Source organism: Tepidanaerobacter sp. GT38 (assembly GCF_021991635.1).
In the GTDB taxonomy this organism is placed as follows: Bacteria; Bacillota; Thermosediminibacteria; order Thermosediminibacterales; family Tepidanaerobacteraceae; genus DTU063.
Map to the genome: position 1 here is coordinate 1 of NZ_JAFFJA010000006.1, position 18067 is coordinate 18067.

Annotated in this window: 20 protein-coding genes and 1 pseudogene; 18 read left to right on the top strand and 3 right to left on the bottom strand. The window is 39.1% G+C overall.

Annotated elements, in window-relative coordinates; translation table 11 throughout:
- Positions 1-381 precede the first annotated feature (381 nt).
- From JT739_RS01665 to pssA, 6 genes are all read left to right on the top strand, one after another.
- On the top strand, positions 382-1056 hold the full coding sequence (locus JT739_RS01665) for a hypothetical protein (RefSeq protein WP_237659348.1): 675 nt from the start codon (positions 382-384) through the stop codon (positions 1054-1056).
- Positions 1057-1276: 220 nt separating this feature from the next.
- Positions 1277-1492 carry a FeoA family protein gene (locus tag JT739_RS01670; protein WP_237659349.1) on the top strand — a complete coding sequence of 72 codons (216 nt, stop codon included), beginning with the start codon at positions 1277-1279 and terminating at the stop codon, positions 1490-1492.
- Positions 1493-1496: 4 nt separating this feature from the next.
- Complete coding sequence (locus tag JT739_RS01675; protein ID WP_237659350.1) at positions 1497-3257, top strand: ferrous iron transporter B; 1761 nt, start codon at positions 1497-1499, stop codon at positions 3255-3257.
- A gap of 15 nt (positions 3258-3272) precedes the next feature.
- On the top strand, positions 3273-3839 hold the full coding sequence (locus JT739_RS01680; protein ID WP_237659351.1) for a nicotianamine synthase family protein: 567 nt from the start codon (positions 3273-3275) through the stop codon (positions 3837-3839).
- A 7-nt stretch (positions 3840-3846) separates the two neighbouring features.
- Positions 3847-4860, top strand: a complete 1014-nt coding sequence (locus JT739_RS01685) for a lysylphosphatidylglycerol synthase transmembrane domain-containing protein (protein WP_237659352.1) — start codon at positions 3847-3849, stop codon at positions 4858-4860.
- Entirely contained in the window at positions 4841-5410 is a 570-nt protein-coding gene (gene pssA / locus JT739_RS01690; protein ID WP_237659353.1) for a CDP-diacylglycerol--serine O-phosphatidyltransferase, read from the top strand. Before JT739_RS01685 ends, pssA begins: the two co-directional genes overlap by 20 nt.
- On the opposite strand, the gene JT739_RS01695 is transcribed toward pssA, so the two are convergent.
- Positions 5405-6091, bottom strand: a complete 687-nt coding sequence (locus tag JT739_RS01695; protein WP_237659354.1) for an AraC family transcriptional regulator — start codon at positions 6089-6091, stop codon at positions 5405-5407. The two genes, pssA and JT739_RS01695, sit on opposite strands and share 6 nt — an antisense overlap.
- 206 nt (positions 6092-6297) lie before the next feature.
- Between JT739_RS01695 and JT739_RS01700 the strand changes: the two genes are divergently transcribed.
- A complete protein-coding gene (locus tag JT739_RS01700) occupies positions 6298-7584 on the top strand; it encodes a DUF6612 family protein (RefSeq protein WP_237659355.1) in 1287 nt (428 codons plus the stop codon).
- A gap of 166 nt (positions 7585-7750) precedes the next feature.
- Positions 7751-9310 carry a sodium/proline symporter gene (locus JT739_RS01705; protein WP_237659356.1) on the top strand — a complete coding sequence of 520 codons (1560 nt, stop codon included), beginning with the start codon at positions 7751-7753 and terminating at the stop codon, positions 9308-9310.
- Positions 9311-9410: 100 nt separating this feature from the next.
- On the opposite strand, the gene JT739_RS01710 is transcribed toward JT739_RS01705, so the two are convergent.
- Together JT739_RS01710 and JT739_RS01715 are read right to left on the bottom strand one after the other, a co-directional pair.
- On the bottom strand, positions 9411-10223 hold the full coding sequence (locus tag JT739_RS01710) for a family 1 encapsulin nanocompartment shell protein (RefSeq protein ID WP_237659357.1): 813 nt from the start codon (positions 10221-10223) through the stop codon (positions 9411-9413).
- Between the two features lie 20 nt (positions 10224-10243).
- Positions 10244-10597 carry a hypothetical protein gene (locus tag JT739_RS01715; RefSeq protein WP_237659358.1) on the bottom strand — a complete coding sequence of 118 codons (354 nt, stop codon included), beginning with the start codon at positions 10595-10597 and terminating at the stop codon, positions 10244-10246.
- Positions 10598-10778: 181 nt separating this feature from the next.
- Between JT739_RS01715 and JT739_RS01720 the strand changes: the two genes are divergently transcribed.
- The 10 genes and pseudogenes from JT739_RS01720 (at position 10779) to JT739_RS01760 (ending at position 17974) form a co-directional block, all read left to right on the top strand.
- The gene (locus JT739_RS01720; protein ID WP_237659359.1) at positions 10779-10955 is read left to right on the top strand and encodes a hypothetical protein; all 177 of its coding nucleotides are present in this window, start codon (positions 10779-10781) and stop codon (positions 10953-10955) included.
- Positions 10956-10981: 26 nt separating this feature from the next.
- Positions 10982-11209 (top strand): annotated as a pseudogene (locus JT739_RS12845) (hypothetical protein).
- Positions 11210-11743, top strand: a complete 534-nt coding sequence (locus JT739_RS01725; protein WP_237659360.1) for a hypothetical protein — start codon at positions 11210-11212, stop codon at positions 11741-11743.
- A gap of 58 nt (positions 11744-11801) precedes the next feature.
- Positions 11802-12164: a PTS glucitol/sorbitol transporter subunit IIA gene (locus JT739_RS01730; protein ID WP_237659361.1), complete on the top strand. Its 363-nt coding sequence runs from the start codon at positions 11802-11804 to the stop codon at positions 12162-12164.
- Between the two features lie 4 nt (positions 12165-12168).
- Positions 12169-12579: a transcriptional regulator GutM gene (locus JT739_RS01735; RefSeq protein ID WP_237659362.1), complete on the top strand. Its 411-nt coding sequence runs from the start codon at positions 12169-12171 to the stop codon at positions 12577-12579.
- Between the two features lie 205 nt (positions 12580-12784).
- Positions 12785-14722, top strand: coding sequence for an FAD-dependent oxidoreductase (locus JT739_RS01740; protein WP_237659363.1), 1938 nt, complete (start codon positions 12785-12787; stop codon positions 14720-14722).
- A gap of 170 nt (positions 14723-14892) precedes the next feature.
- On the top strand, positions 14893-15324 hold the full coding sequence (locus JT739_RS01745; protein ID WP_237659364.1) for a nucleotidyltransferase domain-containing protein: 432 nt from the start codon (positions 14893-14895) through the stop codon (positions 15322-15324).
- Entirely contained in the window at positions 15311-15739 is a 429-nt protein-coding gene (locus tag JT739_RS01750) for a DUF86 domain-containing protein (RefSeq protein ID WP_237659365.1), read from the top strand. The genes JT739_RS01745 and JT739_RS01750 overlap by 14 nt, the downstream gene beginning before the upstream one ends.
- Positions 15740-15909: 170 nt before the next feature.
- A complete protein-coding gene (locus JT739_RS01755; protein ID WP_237659366.1) occupies positions 15910-17127 on the top strand; it encodes an HlyD family efflux transporter periplasmic adaptor subunit in 1218 nt (405 codons plus the stop codon).
- A gap of 13 nt (positions 17128-17140) precedes the next feature.
- The gene (locus JT739_RS01760; RefSeq protein ID WP_237659367.1) at positions 17141-17974 is read left to right on the top strand and encodes an ABC transporter ATP-binding protein; all 834 of its coding nucleotides are present in this window, start codon (positions 17141-17143) and stop codon (positions 17972-17974) included.
- Positions 17975-18067: the final 93 nt, after the last annotated feature.

The following is an 18067-nucleotide window of genomic DNA, read 5'->3' on the forward strand; positions in this document are numbered from 1 at the left end:
TTTTTGTTGCTGATTCCATTGTATCAAAAAGTGAGGATCTCTTGTTCTTTTTATCTTTAAAATGTCCTACAATTATTTTACACTATGTTTTTCAAAATTTCTGACATGTAGGAGCGGTTTTTAGGTCTGTGCGAGTGAGTTTTGATAGCATAGAGTGGTGCAATCAAGCGGATATTGATCCGAGGTTCTTTACGAAAAAAGTGTTGCTTATCAATAGAAACAGGAAGCATGGGGGAAGCGCAAGGACGGTTTCCGTTCCTATGCTTCTATTCTTCTTTTTGGGTAAGAAAACTCTAAATGCCCGAATTGGTATGGAATGTATAGCCTTTCCGGTTAGAGTTAAACTAATTTATAGAGATGAAAAATATAGGAGATGTTGTTATGAAACCATCACGTTTTACACTAGTTGTAATTCTGCTTTTACTTACAATGTTTTTTATGACGGGCTGTTTAAATCTAAAAAAGGAAACGCCAACTCCGCAACCTGAAGACCAACCAGAACTTCAAAAAGAGGAGCAAAAGACACAAGAAGAACAAAAAGTGGAAGACATCAGCTTGAAGGAATTCTTCCCTCTGACAGAAGGGTCCAAGTGGCTATACCTCGGTGAAGGCAATGAATTCGCTTCCTTTATTCGTGAGGTTTTGTATGTGAGAGAAGATCGAGCACAGATCATGGAGAACAATGGCGGTACCATAAGTGCATCTGTTTTTGAAACCACAGACGAGGAAATAGTTCGCATATTTTTTCAAGGGGAAGAATATAACGAGACTAATTTTCTCGATGAGGAACCCAATGATAATTTAGTAATACTGAAAAAACCGCTCAAAGTCGGCAGCAAGTGGGAAACGCCGCAAGGGAGCAGGGAAATCGTAGAAATAGATGCAACAGTTGATACACCGGCAGGTAAATTTGAAGATTGCATAAAGGTTCGCATTTCGATGGAAAACTCTACTTCCAATGAATACTTTAAACGTGGGGTTGGAATGGTGAAAAGAGAATTTGTTTCCGAAGGCACGACCGTAACTTCCACATTAGAAAAATACGAGATAAAATGAAGGTCTCCAAAAAGGAGGCCTTTTTATTATGGGAAAATAGATTCACGGAAAAGTACAATCTTGATTGTATTATTGAGACGGTGTCTTTTTTATAGCTAGGCAAAATATAAGTATTTTTTTAAAAGGAGAAAAAAAAACTTAAAAACTTAATTTTTTTTGTGTGATATACTACAATTGAAAAAGATAAACATTCTCAATGCGATTACTAAAGGAGGAAGAGATGATGCCTTTAGCCTTTGGAAATAAACGATCCAAGTATAGGGTGGTAAAACTGCCGGATTCTCATTTGTTGAAGGCACTGGGGTTAAGAAAGGGCACGGAGTTTACGCTTGAAAGTAAGCACCCCTTTAAAGGACCCGTTGTAGTTAAAGTAGGATGCAGGTGTATAGCCATAGATTATGACGTAGCAAGGGACATTTTGGTTGAGGAGGTTTAATAGATTGAAGTGCCATTCATCGCACACCAATAAAAGAAATATAAGTGACGGGAAGATAAAGATACTGCTCATGGGAAACCCCAATGTAGGAAAAAGCGTTATTTTCTCAAAGCTGACAGGAGTGCACGTAAACAGCTCTAACTATGCTGGAACTACTGTAGATTACACCATTGGAGATGTGAGCTTTGGAAGGCAGTGCGGAGTTATGATAGACGTGCCAGGAGTGTATACTCTTGATGCGATTTCGGAAGCTGAAAAAGTAGCGGTAAACTTATTAAAAGAAGGCGCAGACGTTATAGTATGTGTACTTGATGCCACTCATTTGGAGCGAAACCTGGACTTAGCTTTTCAGTTAAAAGAGTATGATATCCCTATAGTATATAGTTTAAACCTGGTAGACGTGGCAAAGAGACAAGGGATTAACATAGATGTAGAAAAACTTTCACAAGAGTTAGGTGCTCCTGTTATTCCTACAATTGCCATTAAAAACAAAGGCTTAATCGAAATTTTAAGGGCTGCCATGAAACTCGCTGAAGAAGAATGTGTGCCTGGATCAAAGCTTACTGACGAAGAGCGATGGGATAAAATAAGGGACATTGTTGCAAAAGTGCAGACAAGGGTACAAAAGAAGAAAGTAACCTTTATTGAAGTGTTGGAAGATAAGACAATTCAACCGTGGCCCGGCATACCTTTAGCTCTGCTTGTCCTGGCCATATCTTTAGGCGTAGTTGTAGGCGGAGGCAAGGCTTTGAGGGCTGTGGTGCTTTTGCCATTAGTAAAAGATATCATTCAACCTGCGCTTACAAATTTAGTTTCACTAGTGGTACCGGAAGGCGTATTTAGAAATTTGCTGGTCGGCGATTATGGAATTTTAGTAATCGGCATAGAGTGGCCTTTAGCCCTTATTCTGCCATATGTATTCTTATTCTATGTCGTATTTTCATTCTTAGAAGACAGCGGATACATGCCCAGGATAGCGGTCTTAGCTGATGGAGTTTTAAGGCGCATGGGCATTCATGGAGGAAATATAATCCCTCTTATGCTGGGTTACGGCTGTGCAGTTCCTGCAATTTTAGGAAGCCGTGTCGCAAACTCTTATAAAGAGCGAATCATAATAGCGGCCCTGGTGTCCTTTGCTATTCCCTGTGCATCCCAAAGTGCGGCATTCTTTGCACTGCTGGGCGATAGATCTATACCGGCTTTGGTATTTGTATACCTTTTGTCTGTGCTCGTTGGGCTAGCGGTAGGCACCATTGTAAATAGGATTGTGCCCGGCAAAAGTCAGCCAATGCTATTAGAAGTGCCCAATTTGTTATGGCCGGACAAGGATGCCTTTAAGAAAAAGATAAAGCTCAGGATGAAAAATTTTCTAATAGATGCCGAAGGGCCAATGATGATAGGTATAGTTGTTGCTTCGGTAATCGCGGAAACCGGCATATTAAACGAATTTAGCAAATTAATAGAGCCTTTAGTGGAAGGTTGGTTAGGACTGCCCAAAGAAGCCAGCTTATCTTTGCTTCTTGGAATAATAAGAAGGGAATTGGCGGTATTGCCGTTACTGGAGCTAGACTTAAACATGCTACAATTAGTCGTAGGTTCAGTTATTGCCTTATTTTACCTGCCATGCTTGTCTGTCTTCGGAGTGCTCACAAAAGAGTTTTCACTTAAGGTATCCCTGCTCATTGTAGTCGCCACAACTACAACTGCCTTTTTGTTTGGTGGGGTAATAAATCAAGTGGGCAGACTGATATTAGGAGCAATGTGATGGGAGAGGCTTTATATGATACCAGCTTGCACAAGATTTATAGAAAGAAACTTTTCAAAAAGCAATTTTCTAGTAAACCTGTATGGGCTTTATTATAAAAGTATTGTTAGAAATGAAGTTAAATTGGCTAATATTAAAAACAGTGACAAGGTGCTGTGCATAGGCGGCGGTCCCATTCCCTCTACAGCCATTGAAGTTGTAAAACAAACCGATGCAAGTGTCCACGTAATAGACATGGACAGAAAAGCGGTAGAATATGCAAGGAATGTAGTTAAGAGATTGGGCCTTGACCAAAAAATTGTCGTAGACCAGGCCAGAGGAGAAGAAGTGGATATTTCGCCTTACAATGTAATTCATGTGGCTTTGCAGGTGACTCCAAAAGATAAAGTCTTAAATCACATTTGGAGTAACTGCAAGATGGGAGATAGGATAATAGTGCGCATGCCCAAAAAAGGATTAAGGCACTTTTATTCAAACGTGACCGAGGGATTCATAAATAGATATTCCCACTACATTAAATTCAGCTCTCCCAGACTAAATGCCAATACTTTGGATAAAATTTTACTCATGGTTAAAGGTTAGAATTGCTATGAAAAAAGATGCGGTTGTAAAAATAATGTTTTATGTCGTTGGCGTTCTCATGTTGGGGTATATAGCGGCAAGTTCTGACTGGATAGAAATTTGGAGTCATCTTAAATCTGCCCCGTTCGGAGCAATTATGCTTCTGATGTTTTTTCAATGCATTACAATGCTGCTGATTAACATTCAGTGGAAGTTGCTAGCAGATGAAGTCTGTAATGATATATCCTTCTCAGATGTGGTCTTAATGAATTGTATGGGAAATATAATGGACAGCTTGACGCCGGGAGTTAAAATGGGTGGTGAGCTGGGGAGAATATTTGCACTGAAGAACAGGGCTAAAATCGGTTTTGCCGATGCCGCAATGATCGTGGGTCTGCAAAAGACTTTCAGTCTATTTAGCTTTTTGCTTTTGACGTTGGGAAGTCTGATCTGGTTTAGCTTAACATTGGGAGGCAGGTACAAACACTATTTATACCTTTTTACTTTGGCAATTATAGTATTTTTTGTGGTTTTTACAGCCCTAATATTATTTTCCCTAAAGCCAAATACTATTATAAACATACTTGGCAAGATATCTAAAGGCTCAAAAATAAAGTTAAAGATAGATGTAACCCTGAAAAAATACAGCCATATACTTGCGAGGATTTTCAGAAACAGGCGACTTTTTTTCTCGCAAATGCTTTTGGGAATCTTCATTTGGAGCTTTTATGCCTTTAAGCTGCAGGTTCTCATAAATAGCTTTGGTATTCATGCGGATTATATTTCTGTAGCGGCAATTACGTTTATTTCTTATGTAATGGGCATGATTCCGCTTTTGCCAGGCGGCATAGGGAGTTTTGAAAGCTGCATGACTTTACTTTTAAATATGGCAGGCACCAGCATGGAAATGGCAGCGGCTATTGCATTAGTGTTTAGATTTGTGACTTTTTGGTTTGAGGTTATTTTAAGCGGTTTAATCATTATCATAGCTAATATTCCCATTATTAGCAGGGGTGATAGAAGTGCCAAAATCCAGGTTTAATGAACGGAATTTATCACACATGCTGCCAAATGCCATCACCTTTGCTAATATGGCTTTAGGCGTCATCGCCATATATATCAGCAAGGATACCTCCTCAAACAATATAAAGATAGCTTCCATTTTAATTTTGATTGCCGGGGCTGCAGATAAACTTGACGGGTATGTTGCAAGAAAATTGGGGGCAACCAGCCAATTAGGTAAAGAACTAGATTCCCTTTGCGACTTGGTTTCCTTTGGTATTGCTCCAATGCTGCTTTGGTGGAACATGAGTATAAACTCGTCAAGTCTTGCTGTGGTCCTGGCATCCCTGTTTTATATAGGTGCAAGCGCATATAGGCTGGCAAGGTTTAACATCAATGGCAAGAATAAATACATTGAGGGGCTACCCATAACCATAGCGGGCATAGTTATGAGCGGAAAGTGCCTTTATGATGTTATTTACAGATTACAATTTATCGACAATACCGTCTTAAACAGTGAAAACCTGATCATTGCAGTTTTGTTATCTGTTTTGATGGTCAGCAATTTTAAAATAAAGATACCTTTATAGTGCTTCGTCAGCAGGAAGTCTTGTTTCACCATATAATTTTCTGTATTGAATGGGGGTCATCCCTTCAAATCCACTAAACACTCTGGAAAAATAGCTTTGGCTATTAAAACCGCATTCTACGGTTATATCCATTATAGAAAGCCTGGTTTTTGCCAGGAGTTCTTTGGCTTTTTCTATTTTCAATTTATTGACATGGTGAGAGAAGCTATTGCCTATGCACTTTGAAAACAGATTGGAAAGGTGACTTTTGCTGACGTGAATGGCATTTGCTACTTCTTCTAAGCTAAGTTCCTTATCCAGATTATTTTTGATATAAGCAAGGGCGTCGTTGATGATGGGGTTATTGATTTGGCAAAGCTGATTATTGATAAAGGTTAGATATTGATTTATCATTTCTTCTCCCATACGGATAATATCCTCAACAGTAGATTGTTCTTCTATTTGATTCATGATGCTGTCTCTTAAGTCAATGAGTTTTTGTAGGCATACAAGTCTTTTCCTGCAATTAATATAGAGTAGACTGTTTAATGAAATAAGATAATTTTTCATATACCTTATTTCAGCTTGCTGATCCAAATCCTGGTCCTTTATGGCTTTCACAATCTCTTTGAAGACTTTTTGAGCATCTTCTTGAGCTTCAGTGTTGATAAAGTGTACTAATTTATCCTCTAAATAAACCATAATTTACCTCCCTAATTTGTGGGGCCACAAATGAAAACAAAAATCATTACATATTATATCAGTTGTTTATAAAATAAACAAATTTATAACTTGTCCTAAAAGCGCAGCCATTAGCGCTTGTTTTTTGGTAAATTTAGATACAATAAAGGATAAATCGCTATTTTATAGAATATATAATAGTGAAATATATAGAGGAGGGTAGAAAAATGTTTTCTAAAAGGACAATAGTTAAGTTTTTGGCTGTTTTACTGGTAATGCTTTTGGCAGCACCCGCAGCTTTTGCTCAAGATCAGGTTAAGCTCATTTTTAACGGTCGCGAATATCCTGCAATTATTATCTTAAAAGACGGTGTTTCTTATGTATCTGCTGAAGCTGTCCGGAAAATTCCCGGTTTGGAGATAGGAGACGAAGCTCTCCTGCCGGTTCGAAAATTATTTGAAAGCCAAGGCGGAGAAGTTACATGGGATGGGGACAATTGGCAGATAATTGTATCCTGGCGGGAAAAATCCGGAGATTATACGGCAGATGAGCTGGTCCTGGAGTATTCGGAAAGGCTAAAAGACGTAAACTCCTATAAGTTAAAGGGAAGCCATGTAATAGAGTTTGAGGCCGATGGAATAAAAAATCTAATTGGAATGCCCGACATGCCAAAAATGAATTTTTCAATTGAGGGAGTTTATCAGTGTGAGCCCATGGCCATGTACATAAAGCAGACCATGGAGATGCCGCAAAATCCAGATGAATTGGAGTTAAGTCCTGAGGAGCTAGAAGCATTAGGCTTTGGCCAAAAGATAGTTACTGAGATGGTGTGGCTCGATAATGCTATTTACCAAAAAGGTCCTGGGCAAGATCAATGGATAGTCCAGAGCTTGGAGGGGCTTGAGGAAACGTTTGATTTAGACAAATTTATGCAGATTAGCCCTCAACAGTCCCTTGAAATGATGAATAAAGCTGGTGTTATTAATGTGTTTGGTGAAGATGTAGAAAAAGACGGGCAGCAATACTACACCATTAAAAATTATATTGATTCAGACAGCTATAGAAAGTTAGCGGAAGAAATTCTCAAGGATTTTGACATAATGGCTTTTATAGGTGCAATGGGTGCTCAATCCACGGTAGACCCACAGGAGGCAGAAGAATTTAATGCAGTATTTGAAAAGATGCTTGACATTATCCTAAATAACATCAATATTGACTATCATATAGATACGCTGGTTAATAAAGAAACCTTGCTTCCCGATTACATGAGTGTGGATTTAATAATGAAATTGGACTTGAAGCAAATATTATTAGCTGCACAAGCTCTGACTAGCGAAGAACAGACTGAGGAACTGCCAATTCCTCCTGAAATGGATCTTAACATAGTAATAAAACTGACAGGGGATTACCAATACTATGATTACGGAACGAAGCTGGAACTTCCTGATTTAAGCAATGCAATCAGCCAGGAAGAATACATTCAGCAGCTAATGGAGCAAGCAGAAGAGCAATAAAGAAATCTATCCGGTATATGTGATATGCTCCCCTTTGAGTAGACACCTGAAATAACAAAAAACAGGACTACTCAAAGGGGAGTTTTTTTAAAAATTTTTGCTTGAGATAATAAGGATTTATATGGTATACTTGTTTGAAATATTATGCGATAGGGGGTGACATGCTATGAACATCCAAATCTTAGTTGCAATGGTGCTTTACATGGGAGCAGTCATTGCTATTGGCCTTTACTATGCTAAAAGGGCCAGTGAGAGCACAGAAAATTTCTTAATAGGAGGAAGGACTTTAGGCCCATGGGTTACCGCCTTAGCTGCAGAGGCCTCCGATATGAGCGGATGGCTTTTAATGGGCTTGCCCGGAGTTGCCTATTGGGTAGGTTTAAGTGATGCCTTTTGGACCGGTGTGGGTCTTCTTATAGGAACGTATTTAAACTGGCTCTTTGTGGCAAAGAGAATACGGGCTTATTCAGAAATCGCAGGTAATTCAATAACTATTCCCGACTTCATCAGCAGAAGGTTCAAGGAAGACAACAAAGTATTAATGACGTTAGCTGCACTTTTTATTTTAGTTTTCTTTGCAGTATATGCCGCAAGCTGCTTCGTAACTGTTGGAAAACTTTTTAGCACTCTTTTAGGTTTTAAATATGTTTATATGATGATATCAGGAGCCATCTTCGTCATCCTCTATACCTTTGTGGGAGGTTTTCTGGCTGAAAGTGCTTCAGATTTTATGCAGGGAGTCGTCATGTTTTTTGCATTAGTGGTTGTATTGATATCGGGATTCAGCGCGGCAGGAGGTATATCGCAGGTCATAGAAAATGCAAAACAGATTCCCGGCTTCCTTGAGTTTTTTGGAATAGCTTCTCCCCAGCTGGTAGAAGGAGTGCAGCAAGTAGTAGACGGAAAAGCAGTATTCGGCGAGGCAGGCAGATACGGTTGGCTTTCGGTGATATCTACTTTATCCTGGGGATTAGGATATTTTGGCATGCCCCAAGTGCTTATAAAATTTATGGCTATCCGAGAAACTTCGGAGCTGAACTTGTCCAGGAGAATAGCTACCATCTGGTGTGCCATCTCCTTGGCAGCAGCCATTGCCATAGGTATCATCGGTAGGGTCATATTTCCTGATGTCTATCTTACTCAAAGTGCGGCAGAGAACATTTTCATCCTAATGAGCACGAGCTTCTTTGTGCCAATATTTGCGGGGGTTGTGATGTCTGGAATTCTTGCAGCTACAATTAGTTCTGCTGACTCATATTTGATTATTTCTGCATCGGCCTTTTCCAAGAACATCTACCATGGATTACTGAAAAGGGAGGCCACCGACCGGCAAGTATTAATCATGACCAGAATCGCCCTTTTAGTCATTTCGCTCTTTGCAATAGTCATAGCCCTGGATGAAAACAGCGTCATCTTTACAGTAGTGTCTTTTGCTTGGGCAGGTTTCGGCGCCACCTTCGGGCCACTGATACTGTTCTCCTTATTTTGGGAGAGGATTACCCGGGCCGGAGCCATGGCTGGGATGCTTACCGGCGGAATAATAGTCTTTGTGTGGAAATTGTTGGTTAGACCTTTGGGAGGCATTTTCAACATTTACGAGCTTCTCCCTGCCTTTGTCTTATCCTGTGTTGCCATAATAATAGTGTCTCTGCTAACAGAGGAACCTTCCGAGGAAGTACTGGAAGAGTTCAAACTGGCTAAGAATATGAGCAAGGGTCTTCAATAAAAATTGGGCAGCTTAATATATGAGCCGCCTTTGATTTTAAAAAGCACCTTCCGGTAATTGCCAGAAGGTGCTTTATCTATAGCTTTTGTGCGAGACTGTTTTATTCAAAGATGATTATTGCATCTTTGCATTTAATGCGAAGGGCAACTGTCTCTACGATGCGGAATACGTGATTGAAGTCTTTTGTTTCTAAATAGCCGGTTTCTATGTCTTTGCCAATGGCAAGATCCATGTATTGAGGTTCTGCACATACCATTATTGCCTTTTGCTCGCCTAAAACCGGGGAGTTATAGAGATGGCCGTTTAACATTTTTTTAATGCGCTCTTCTTCTGTCATTCCCAGTGAAGGCTGCAGGCGGTGCAGCTTGAAATACATATCAGGGCTTAAGATTAGGCAGTATCTGCCGATAAGGCTTTTGCTTTGAAATATGGCTATGGCAGACATGACATCGGTAAAGGCATTATCGCCAACGGACCAATCGGATCTTTGAATTTTGGATGCGCCTTTTGCGGTAAAGAGACCTTCTAAACCTAAGAATTCACTGCCGAAGAAAATAAGCCTGTCTTCTTTTTGTGCCAAGGCCTGTGCTGCCATTATGGCTTTTGACAAATCCAATGGCTGCCCTGTTGCCTCGCTGCGCTCAATGTCTCTCCAGTATAGAACAAAATCTTCGTGTAATTGTGGCAATTCTACATAACGCCGTCCTACTGTTTTAACGACGCCGTCTTTGTCTTCTTCAGCGGAAGTAGTTTCATCGATGTTAATACTTGTAGTTCCCGCACCTAAAGGCCCATATAGAGACAAGAATCTCCGGCCAACTAAGTTTTTCTTTACGGTATCTACAACCTGTGTATCAATTTGTTTCCAAAAATCCTCTGAAAAGGAGACCGTATCTCTGGCGAGAAAATCCATTTTTCTTCCTCCCCCGTAACTTATTCTTCTTTTAATAAACTACCTACGGTAGTGCCGGGTTTTGGTGGTGCCTTTATTCCCAATTCGTCCATCATTTCTTTAACTTCTTCTTCACCCTCTAAAAAGAAATCAGTTTCTGTGGGGTCTAAGTGGCGGAGTAGTGTCATCAGTTCGCCAACGTGCGCTTTTTCTTCGTCTCTAATATCACCAAGGACTTTTTTGGCAAACTCATCATCGGTTGCTTGAATGTGGGCATCATAAATATAAATTGCTTCCAACTCTGCTGCAATATTCAATCGTATAGCTTGAATTAATTCTTCTTTTGACATTTTACGCTCAACATTACCGCTAAATGGATTTGCAAAAGTAGGCATAGTAACAACTCCTTTTTGTTAATAGTCCAATTAAGGATAATTTTAACACTATTTAAGTTCAATTATAATAATAATTATTATTAATGTCAAGTTAAATTTAAACATATCATAAAACTTCCAAACTTTCTGAACCTAAACTATAGGGTTCTTTAGATTTGACAAACCGGATTGTGTATCACATATGCATACCGATTTTATTATTAGTAATAAGTATGCTGAAAAACATATCGAATATTACAAGGAAAGGGCAAAAGTTGGTGTGGGTCTTATTATCACTGTCCGTGTAATGGCTGAAATAGATATTGACCCTTATCCCACAACTTTCGGTTATAGCACACTGATTACGCTAGTGAGGTAAAATAAGGAAAAATCTTTTCCGGCGGTATTGCGGTGGATGGTTTTTTTACCATTGTTCCGGACAACGAAGTGGCATGTGTAGTTATTAACTGCGGTGGGACCTTGCGTTTGGGTATTTTTCCAAAAAAGCAAATTTAAACCATAAATGTAAATCCTGTCAGCCCCTCAGGACCTTTTGCGAGTTGTATCAAACAAGGTTTATATGTATCGGGAGTAGATGTTAACAATATTGTACTAGAGGATGGTGAAGATTAAGTGAAAACCAATATATTTATGAAATTTTCAACGGGTATTGGCAAGATAGTTTCAACTTTTGTCGACTCAGGCAGAGAATCTGTAAAAATAGTGATAAATACAATCCTGCCTTTTATGGTATTTGTCAGTGCAATTGTGGGCGTAGTACTAGGAAGCGGATTGGGGAATATTATAGCTGATGCCCTTTCCTCATTCGCAAACAAACCTTTAGGATTACTTATACTCGGCATTATTTCAGCAATTCCCTTTATTTCTCCTATACTTGGGCCGGGTGCAGTTATACCTCAAACGATAGGTGTAATAATCGGGACATTAATTGCAGACGGGCGAATTCCCCCACATTTTGCTCTTCCAGCTATATTTGCTATACACCAACCGGCAGGCGGCGATTTTATTCCTGTTGGACTAAGCCTTATGGAGGCTGAATCTGAAACAGCAGAAGTGGGTGTTCCTGCAGTGCTTATTGGTAAATTTATTGTATCTCCTATAGAAGTAGGCATTGCACTGCTTGTAAGTGTATTTATATATAGATAACTTGATTTCGAAGATATGAAACTATAATGCTTGTTTGGGTAGATAGGGGATGAACTAAATGACATCTTTCATGAGTGTAATAGTGGGGATAGGCAGATATGCTCTTGATTTTCTTACAGAAGATATGCTGGTTCTTTTTTATGATGATGCAACAAGTGATCTTGCTGATTATTCTGTCTTAATAAAGAAATCTGAGCTCTATGGGGAGATAGAACAGGCTGATATTTTGGAAATAGACGGTATATCTTATAAAATAACTGCAGTAGGAGATTATGCTAGTCACAACCTCAGAACTTTAGGCCATGTTACTTTAAAGTTTGACGGAGCTGATAAGGCACATTTGCCAGGGTACTTGCACCTTGAAGGTAAGACACCTAGTGAGATCAGAGTAGGTGGTAAGCTCATAATCGAAAAGAGGTAGCAGTATGTCGAACAACACCATGAAATTTCTAGTAACTTACATAATTGTCATGATAATTTTGCAGAAGGTTTTTACAATTCCTCAGACTAAACGGATCGCAAAGAAAATGAAAGAAATCCAAAAGCTAGGTATCTGCAGCGCAGGAGTAGGTAGAAATACATTTGGACTAAAGATATACTATATCATCGTTGCTGACAGCCAGGGGAATGTAATAAAGGGATTTAAGATGGGAGGAATTACTGTGCTTTCAAATTTTTCTGAGGATACAAAGCTTACTGAGAGAACAGTCAGCGAGATTATAGAAAACAATACTTACAAGAACACGTCACTAATGCAACGTGCAAAAGTTAATGCAGCAAAAAACTTACATCAAATACTTGAAGAAAAAGCATATCTTGCGGAGTCGCACAATTAACATATCAAGTTATTTATATTGACATTAGCGATGCCCAGTTGTTTTACAAGGTTGAATTCCTAAGAAATGCAGCATTTTTGATTAATAACTTATTAACTTATTAAATAATAGAAGTCTATATTTTCTGGGTTGCAGGTTTATATTTGGAAAATATGGGGAAAAATAAACACTGAAAAAGATACAGCTACAAAGGAGGCACCAGCAAATGAAATATCCAAAGCTCTTTGAACCTGCAGTCATAGGTTCTTTAGATTTAAGAAACCGGATTGTATTATCACCTATGCATACCAATTTTACTATTAGTAATAAGTATGCCGAAAGATATATTGAATATTACAAGGAAAGGGCAAAAGGTGGTGTCGGTCTTATTATTACTGCCCATGTAATGGCTGAAATAGATGTTGACCCTTATCCTACAACTTTCGGTTATCCTACACTTGATTCGGCCAGTGAAATAAAATATTTTGCAGAGCTTACAGAAGGAGTCCACGAGTATGGGGCAAAAATAGCCATCGAGCTTTCACCTGGCACAGGTAGATTGGCAGATGAAATTATAGAGGGAAAGCCGCCGGTAGGCCCTTCTGAAATACCTCTGCTTATGATGCCCGATATAAAAACGCGGGAGCTTACAAGAGCTGAAATTAAACAACTGGTAGAGTCTTACGGGAGGGCTGCAGGCTTTGCTAAACAGGCAGGCTTTGATGCTATTTATGTTCACTTTCTGGCATATTTAGGTGACCAATTTCTTTCTTCTTGTTGGAATCATAGGCAGGATGAATATGGGGGAAGCCTTACAAATCGAATGAGATTTCTTGTAGAGTGTATTGAAAGTGCCCGCTCCTACGTAGGAGAAGACTTTCCTTTAATCGTAGGACTGGCATTGGATCACGGTTTCCCGGGCGGTAGAGAATTGGATGAAACCATAGAAATCGTTAAAAGGCTTGAACCGCTAAAAATTGATGCGCTGCATCTTCGCCGTGGCAGTTACGATGCCATGAATCTTCTCGTACCTACAGCTTATATGAAGGATGGCGTGTCTGTTGATTACGCTTATGAAGTAAAAAAGACAGTAAACATCCCAATTATAGTAGATGGCAACCTGACAGATATAAGTTACTGTGAGAGACTTTTACAAGAGGGAAAAACAGATTTTATAGGAATTGGTAGACCATTTATCACAGACCCTTATTGGCCTAAAAAGGCAAGAGCCGGCAAAGAAGAGGAGATACTTCCGTGTATTCGCTGTATGCAGTGCATAAATAGAGTGTTTTTTGCCAGATATTCTGCCTGCAGTGTAAATCCTCAATATGGACGTGAATACGAGGGGCAACTTCAACCAACACCCAAACCAAAGCAAGTGCTTATAGCTGGCGGCGGTCCGGCTGGAATGACAGCTGCAAAGTTTTTGGCTGAAAGAGGGCATGATGTAACACTTGTAGAAAAGAGTAACAGGCTGGGAGGTCATCTGCTGGAAGCTGCAGTACCTGCTTACAAAAAGGGGACCGACGGGTATCTGGAGTGGCTTATAAGACAGGTAGAAAAGCTCAATATAAGAATAAAACTTGGCACTGAGGTTACGCCGGACTTTGTGCTAAATTTCAAACCTGATGTGGTAGTCGTTTGCACCGGCTCAGTGCCTCAAGTGCCGCAAGTTCCCGGAATTCACGGTAAAAACGTAAAGCTTGCTACTGAGCTTTTGGTAAACTATACTGCTGATGTAGGAGATAGTATAGTAATTGTAGGAGCAGGGTTGGTAGGTTGTGAAATGGCATTGTTTTTGAAAGAAAAGGGTAAGAACAATATAACATTAGTAGATATGCTCCCTGAAATTGCCCATGATGTGCTTTACATGGCGAGAGGCTCCCTTTTAGAGGAACTGGAGCAAAAGGGAATCAAAACAATGCCAGGATTAGAATTAAAAGAAATAAGGCCTTCTGGAATTGTAGTTGAGGATGGAGAGGGAAATCTTGAAAATATCGATGCTGATACGGTAGTCTTGGCCACTGGCCTTGAGGCAGATGGCAGTCTTTACGATGACCTGCAGGGTAAAGTTGACGAGCTATACAAAATCGGTGACTGTGTAGCCCCGCGCAAATTCATAGACGCAGTTCACGAAGCCTACGAAATAGCTAAGATACTTTAGGTGCCAGGCACCTAACTTATTAACTTATTTAACTATCGAACGAAAGCTCTTCTAGCGCCCCTATTCTTTATGGGGGTGTTTTTATTTTGAAATAAGTTCCCCTTATTTGTTTAAATCTGGAAGATTTCTGATATAATGAAAGAAGAAGCTGATTTTTACAGGTGATATTTATGAAAAGAGATTTAAAGGGTATAGAAATGAAGATACAAGAGCTGAAATCTTATGCTGAAAAAAATGAAAATATAGTTGCACTTTATATTTTCGGTTCTTACGGCACAAAGCATCAGCATTTTGGCAGCGATATGGATTTTGCGGTGTTGTTTAAGGAAAACGTCACGTTATTCGAAGAGCTTGAGCTAGAATCCGATATTTGCCAGATACTTGAGCGGGATGACATAGATCTTGTGAACCTAAATAAAGCACCTATAGATATAAGTCATCAAGCACTGTATACCGGCGATTTACTTTTTTGCAGAGATGAATTAATGCTTGCTGATTTTAAAGAAAAGGTATTTAACATTTACGGTGACTACGGAATAGTGCTCAAGAAATTTTACGATGATTATCTGGAAGGACTGAGGGAGGACTATGGCACAAATTGATAAAAAACGAGTGCTAGAAAAAATTAGAATTATCCAAGAATGTCTAAACAAATTGCGCACTCTATCCCAACTTTCTGTAGCTGAATTTACTTCTGATTTTAAAAATTTCGATTCAGCAAAGTACAACCTGCAAGTAGCCATTGAAGCGATGATAGACATCGGAAATCATATAATATCACGGAAGGGGCTAGGGGCTCCAAAGACCTATCGTGATACCTTTGAAGCTTTGCATAAAGGCAATATCATACCTAGAGAAGATTTAGCAACTTATAAATTGATGGTCAGGTTCAGAAACAGGATAGTGCATTTTTATGACGAAATAGATGACAGGGAAGTTTATAAGATACTTCAAAATAATTTAGGTGATTTTAGCTCTTTTATAGAACATGTAGATAAAATATTACCTGGCAATTAACCTATTTGAGGTAAACAAAAAGAGCGCCTGAGTTTATATCAATTATGCTCTCATTACGCCCCCGCAGTATTATGGGAGGCGTTCTATTTTTTTCCTTGACAAATATAGGAGCGATGGTATATTATTATCAATAAATGAATGAACATTCATTCAGAAAGGAGATGCTATGAGTGAAAAATCTAAAAACATCAAACATGAAAAATTATATTGTTCCAGTAATTATATTAGGATTGTTGGGGGTGCTACTTTATACAAATATGTTTCAAGGTGAAGCTTCTGCGCTCAAACATACTAAATCAGGGGATTTTTTATTGGCTTCCGGGATTGTAGAAAATAATGCAGTAGTAGTTGCAAGTGAAGTGCCTGGGACTATAAAAGAGTTTTACATAAAAGAAGGTGACACGGTAACGAAAGGCCAAGCAATTGCCAAAATAGATGATGCGAATTTAGAAAAACAATACACTCTCGCACAAGCCAATGTTAAGATAGCCGAAACAAAAGTAAGTGCCATCAAAAGAGCTATAGAAAATCTGAAAATACAAAATACAAGTCAAATAAATCAAGCTCAAAGTTCATATGAGGCAGCAAGATCACAGTATGAGAAAGTAAAATCAGGACCACGGCCCCAAGAAATTGAGCAGGCAAAAAAGACCGTAGAACAGCTCAAATCGGTTTACGAAAATGCCAAGGAAAACCTTGATAGAATACAAGTGCTTTTTGATGAAGGCGCCATTTCCAAGCAAAAATATGATGAAGTAAAAACAAATCATGACATGGCCAAAGCACAGTATGAGGCGGCGCAAGAAAAATTGAGTTTGCTTGAGGAGGGTGCCTCAGCCGAAGATTTGGCCATAGCTAGTGCTAATGTATCTCAAGCCAAGTTTGCTTATGAATTGATAAAATCTACTGCACAAGCTCAATTAGATGCGAAAGCAAAAGAGCTGGAGCTTGCCGAAACCCAGCTTGAACAAGCAAAAACTGCTTTGGCTCAAGCTAAGGACCAACTTGACAAGACCACAATTAAATCACCTATTGATGGCGTGATTAGTGTGAAATACTTAAACACGGGAGAAATGGCAACTTTAGGTGTACCTATTGTAGAGGTTTTGGATACAGAAGACACCAGACTAGATGTTTATATCGCGGAGTCTGATATAGGGCATATAAAACTACATCAAGAGGCAACAGTATTTGTTGATTCTTTTCCGGATAGAACTTTTAAGGGCAAGGTAATTGAAATTAGCAATAAAGCTGAATTTACTCCAAAAAATATTCAAACAAAAAAGGAAAGAGTTAACACGGTTTTTAAAGTTACGGTAAAAGTTCTTAATGCAAACGGTGAAATAAAGCCCGGAATGCCCGCAGATGTAGAAATCAAGATTGATTGAAGGAGGGATAAATGTGTCTTTTGCCATAAAAACAAGTAAACTTAAAAAAAGCTTTGGCAATGTGATTGCAGTAAATAATTTGGATTTAAAAGTAAATAAAGGCTCAATTTTCGGCTTGGTTGGTCCGGACGGGGCAGGCAAAACCACTACAATTAGAATGTTGTGTGCTATGATGTTGCCTGATGAAGGTAAAATCGAAATAGGCGGCATAGATGTTGTATCTCGCGGTGAGGAGTTAAAGGAGCATATTGGGTATATGCCTCAGCGCTTTAGTCTTTATGGAGATTTGTCAGTCAGAGAGAATCTAGAGTTTTATGCAGAAATCTATCAGGTTCCTCATCAAGTGAAGGACAAAAAAATTAATGAGCTTTTGGAATTTGCAAAACTTACCAATCATTCTTACAAACTCGCCGACCAGCTATCGGGAGGCATGAAGCAAAAACTTGCACTTTCCTGCAATCTCATTCACACGCCAAAGTTTCTTTTTTTAGATGAGCCTACTACGGGTGTAGACCCTGTAGCACGGCGAGAATTTTGGAAGATTTTGTTTGACCTGAAGACCCAAGGCACCACTATATTTGTAAGCACACCTTATATGGATGAGGCAGAACGATGTGACGAGGTGGGGCTTATGTATCAAGGTGAAATTATCTACTGTGATAAACCGGAGGTTATGATAAAAAGCTTTAAAAAGCAAATAGCTGCCATATTAGTAGATGACATATTTAAAGCAAGGGATATATTAAACAAGCTAAGCTATATCGATGATGTATATATATATGGTGAAAAGATACATTTGATTTGCGATGATTATTATAATGTTAAGACTGCGGTAAAAGTCAAGTAATTCAACAAAAAAAATTAATGGAACATTATGGTAAAGATTAACAGCTTATTCTAAAAAAGGGCATAAGAAACTAAGCCTTTTTAGAAAAAGGCA

Bases quoted from the DNA above. Each gene is read 5' to 3' on its own strand.
- JT739_RS01735 (WP_237659362.1), top strand. From the start codon at position 12,169: ATGTCGAACAACACCATGAAATTTCTAGTAACTTACATAATTGTCATG.
- JT739_RS01670 (WP_237659349.1), top strand. From the start codon at position 1,277: ATGATGCCTTTAGCCTTTGGAAATAAACGATCCAAGTATAGGGTGGTA.
- JT739_RS01665 (WP_237659348.1), top strand. From the start codon at position 382: ATGAAACCATCACGTTTTACACTAGTTGTAATTCTGCTTTTACTTACA.
- JT739_RS01715 (WP_237659358.1), bottom strand. From the start codon at position 10,597: ATGCCTACTTTTGCAAATCCATTTAGCGGTAATGTTGAGCGTAAAATG.
- JT739_RS01700 (WP_237659355.1), top strand. From the start codon at position 6,298: ATGTTTTCTAAAAGGACAATAGTTAAGTTTTTGGCTGTTTTACTGGTA.
- JT739_RS01730 (WP_237659361.1), top strand. From the start codon at position 11,802: ATGACATCTTTCATGAGTGTAATAGTGGGGATAGGCAGATATGCTCTT.
- JT739_RS01685 (WP_237659352.1), top strand. From the start codon at position 3,847: ATGAAAAAAGATGCGGTTGTAAAAATAATGTTTTATGTCGTTGGCGTT.
- JT739_RS01745 (WP_237659364.1), top strand. From the start codon at position 14,893: ATGAAAAGAGATTTAAAGGGTATAGAAATGAAGATACAAGAGCTGAAA.
- JT739_RS01695 (WP_237659354.1), bottom strand. From the start codon at position 6,091: ATGGTTTATTTAGAGGATAAATTAGTACACTTTATCAACACTGAAGCT.
- JT739_RS01680 (WP_237659351.1), top strand. From the start codon at position 3,273: ATGATACCAGCTTGCACAAGATTTATAGAAAGAAACTTTTCAAAAAGC.
- JT739_RS01710 (WP_237659357.1), bottom strand. From the start codon at position 10,223: ATGGATTTTCTCGCCAGAGATACGGTCTCCTTTTCAGAGGATTTTTGG.
- JT739_RS01720 (WP_237659359.1), top strand. From the start codon at position 10,779: ATGCATACCGATTTTATTATTAGTAATAAGTATGCTGAAAAACATATC.
- JT739_RS01740 (WP_237659363.1), top strand. From the start codon at position 12,785: ATGAAATATCCAAAGCTCTTTGAACCTGCAGTCATAGGTTCTTTAGAT.
- JT739_RS01705 (WP_237659356.1), top strand. From the start codon at position 7,751: ATGAACATCCAAATCTTAGTTGCAATGGTGCTTTACATGGGAGCAGTC.
- JT739_RS01750 (WP_237659365.1), top strand. From the start codon at position 15,311: ATGGCACAAATTGATAAAAAACGAGTGCTAGAAAAAATTAGAATTATC.